Genomic DNA, 3,677 nt, shown 5'->3' on the forward strand with positions numbered 1-3,677 from the left:
CCCCGCAGAAACATCATAACACACAACTTAGATTTTCCTTAAACGCCCGTCGGGATGCCTACCCACGATCCTTTGCTACTCCACCCAGTGCGTTGATGTTAGGAGAGTTGGCGCCCGTCCGCGGTTTTCCAGGTGCCGCAAAGCCACGCGAGAATCACATGGTCCCGATGACATTAAGAAATACGCCTTTGTGGTTGTATCTCAGATCCGTCAGGTCGTCGGAGAAGTCGGTGAAGTTGTAGCCGACGCCGGCCTTCAGGTTCTTGCTAATGTGGCGATAGATCGCGGCCAGCGCGCCGCGGCGCCGTTGACTTATATCCGGTAGGTAAAGCGTTCGCACCTCCGCCAGGCTATCCCATTCCTTGTGGAACCGCCAGTCCACGCGCAACACCGCAAGCTGGGCGGGGTTGTTGAAGAAATTCGGGTTCACGCGATCCAGACTTTCCTGTCCCATGCGGTACGCGTACTTGCTTCCCAGGGACCAATTCGCCGTGAGGTCGTAGTTCACATCGAGATCCGCGATGTGGCTCTTCTGAAGGAACTCGGCCGCGGTGTTTTGCAATCCCACCTGACCCGTGGTCGGCACGTTATAAAAGTACGTGTACTTGACCAGCGCGTTCAGCCTGTCGTTCCTCACCGGACGGTACGCGTAGCCGACCACGGCCTCGGTGTAGCCGCCGGCATAGAACTCGCCGAGCGAGCTATCACTCACCGAGTGGTCCAGCTTGCCGATCAAGCGCCAGTCCGGCGTCACTTGCAACTTGAAATTGTTGCGAAACAGCCATGTCGTCATTTCGTTATGTGTGCCGTCGAGTTGTTGCGCGTTATCCCGGCGAAACTCGATCGCGCTCGAGAACTGTATCTTGGCCACGCCGTAGCCCATGTGGACCCCTGTCGCCTTGCGATCAGTCTCGGCGCCGGTCTCTGAGTCGCGCAGTTTGCCAACCTCCGCGCTGCCGCCGAAATTCCACCGTTCTTTCCCCCCGAAGTTGATTCCGGTGGTGTGCGTGAGTCCGCTCAGGGACCCGCCATTCTGGTAACGCTCCTCGACGTACACACTGGAACTGTCGGAGAGCCGCGTCTTTGCGCCCGAAACCAGGTTGCCCTGGCTCCCGTGCAGCAGCAGCCCGTTGTCGGTCCGTTCGTTTTCAAGCGAATAATTCAGGTAATAACTGGTCCGCTCGGAATAGAGAAAGGTAGTGCCGACCTTTCCACCGGGCCCCAGGTGTCCGCCGGACGCTTCCCCGTCGATCCGGAAGCGTTTCGTCAGGCGATAGGAGCCGCCCATCCCGATGCGATCATTGTTCTCACGGCCGCCGCTTACCGCGACCGTGCGCTGGCCGAAGCCGTAGGCGCTCCACAAAGCGCTGGAATCGAACTTCACCTGCGCGACCGCGTCTGTGCGCTCGCCCTGGATCTGCGTCAGGGGAACAACCGGCGAATGGTCCTCACGCAGGTCGTTGCGCACGCCCGTGCTGACGGTCCATCTCTCGGCTAGCTTGTAGGCCACATCCACTTCGAGCGCCCGGGTCTCGAGCCCCTGGTTCTCGATTTTCTGATCGCCCTTGGCCGCAAAGCTCAAGCTCCTTGTCACGGGCATCCTGAACGTTCCACCGTATTGCTCGGTGTCCTTGATCGTGGCCTGTCCCGGCGCCGAGTAACCGGCATCGAGGTGCTGCTTATAGAACGTGACGCGACCGTCGCGGCCCTCGAAGAAATCGCGCAGGCCGACACTCAGGTCGGCGCGATAGGCGCCCGCTTTCGCGTCGGTGACCGACTGGTCGCTGGGACCCTGAAACCCGAATCCGCCATCATTGGATTGCAGTGAGGGAGAGAGGAGACCCGTGCTGCGGCCTGCCTGCAACTTGAACCAGGAATTGGCGCTCTTCCGCAACGTCAGGTCTGCGGCGCCAAGGTTGCTGGAAGAGTCGCCCTCGTTGGAATCGGCCGTAAAGCCGAGCCGAACGTAGTCGTTGAGCCAGTAATGGGCTTGACCGCCGACGGCGACTTGGTCCAGCGTTTGGAAACCTGGCGTGTATTCGTAACGCACCACCAGGAAGGCCTCGTCACCGCTCAAGCCGCTCGTGCGAACTAGCAAGTTGTCGTCAGCGGTCGACGACAGCGGCTGCGAAAGCAGCACCCGCCCTTGCAGGTAGTCAATGTCGTAGTCCACGTTGGGTTGCAGGTTGACCACCCCTGTGACGATGTTGGAGGCCTTATCGCGGATTTCAATGCGCACGCGCTCAGAGCCCGTCAGGATGTCCTGGTGGTGCAGGAAGTAGAGCGATCCGCCTGTCCCGCGGAATTCCTCATAGCTCGCCAGCGTTCCCGGTTGGGCGGCGAATCCATCTACCGTGAGCCGTCGCTCGCCGAATCTGGTGATGGGTTCGGGCGCGTAGTGCGCGTTAGCTCCGTACAAGCCTCGGTCTACGTGGGCCAGCTCGTTATCCAGATACCCGACCTTGAAATTGCCCCACATCCCGTAATTCTCGCCATTGCTGGCTTTGACGTAGAACTTGCCCAAAGTTGGCGCCATTTCTTGCACTGTGCCGTCGTCGCCGAACGTCGGGTAATAATAGTCGGGATCGATGCGCCGGAATAACGAATCGGGCGACTTGGCCAGGAAGTTGCTGAACAGATCCTTCACCGGGCCTTCGCGAGTGTCCGCGCTCGCCGTCAACCGCCAGTTCTGGTGCACATTTCCGTTCAAGTAAAATGCCAGCCGGCCGTCCAGCGATGAATTGTAGGGTTGTGGATTATTTTCGCCTTGCTGCAGCGTTGCCGGGCTGCTCGCGCTGTTCTTCGATACCGTCAAGTCGGCAACGCCGACGTAGAACAGGTCCGTGCGTTTGAACTCCAGGTCGCGAAGATACAACGAGCCGTTGCCCGCATCATCGAGAACCGCGACTTCGACGCTATGTGCGCCAGCCGGAAGGATCTCCTCCGCAGCGAAGTCGCCCTTCGGATCAACAGGAATTTGGCGGCCCGCTACCCAAACCGTGTGCCCGGCGGGTATCCCGCTGCCGTGCACCTTCACCGTGCCGTTGCCGAGCGGGATCTGCTGGCGCGTCAAGTCGTTCTCGCCGTAGGCGGCCAGCAGCTCGCTTGCTGACGGCCCGTCGGAAGCCGCGACGTTTCCAGGTGATGGCTCGCGGTACAGCCGCAGCGGGCGCGCGTCCGTTTCGTCGAAATTACCCTTCGAGTCATAGGCGCGCAGCAGGTATTTGAGTTCGCGTGCCGGGCCCGTGAGCATTTCTGCTGTCGGATGCCATTCCGCAAGACCCGCGTTGTCGACCGCGATGATCTTGAGCGGCGCGGCTTCCAAGGATTGCTGCTGCTCGAATATGCGGATTTCAGCAAGCTTGATGAAGCTCGTATAGTTGCTGTACATCCGGAAATGCACGACTGATTCAGCAGGACCGCCGCCTAAGTTGCTCACCGCCACGGCGACTGGATTCGCCGCGACGCCGAGCCGCCGCCGGGCCTCCAGATTGTCGAAGCGGAACTGGATCTTGGCGTTGTCCAGCGCAACGTCGGTGCAGCGCTGGATGTCGGAAGAGCTGCGGCCCGGGTCATCGATTGGCTTGCCATCGACGGTAATGCGCATCACATTCAGCTCGTACGGACTCTTCGGATGAACTTCCTGGGTCAGATGCGCAATATCCACGCCCTCGTAG

The 3,677-nt window shown here is 60.2% G+C and carries 1 protein-coding gene; it reads right to left on the bottom strand.

The window, feature by feature from the left end; translation table 11 throughout:
- Nucleotides 1–154: 154 nt before the first annotated feature.
- On the bottom strand, nt 155–3,677 hold a 3,523-nt coding region (locus VFI82_12885), incomplete at its 5' end, for a hypothetical protein (protein ID HET7185577.1).

It is taken from the genome of Terriglobales bacterium, from assembly GCA_035691485.1.
GTDB lineage: Bacteria > Acidobacteriota > Terriglobia > Terriglobales > Acidobacteriaceae > JAIQGF01.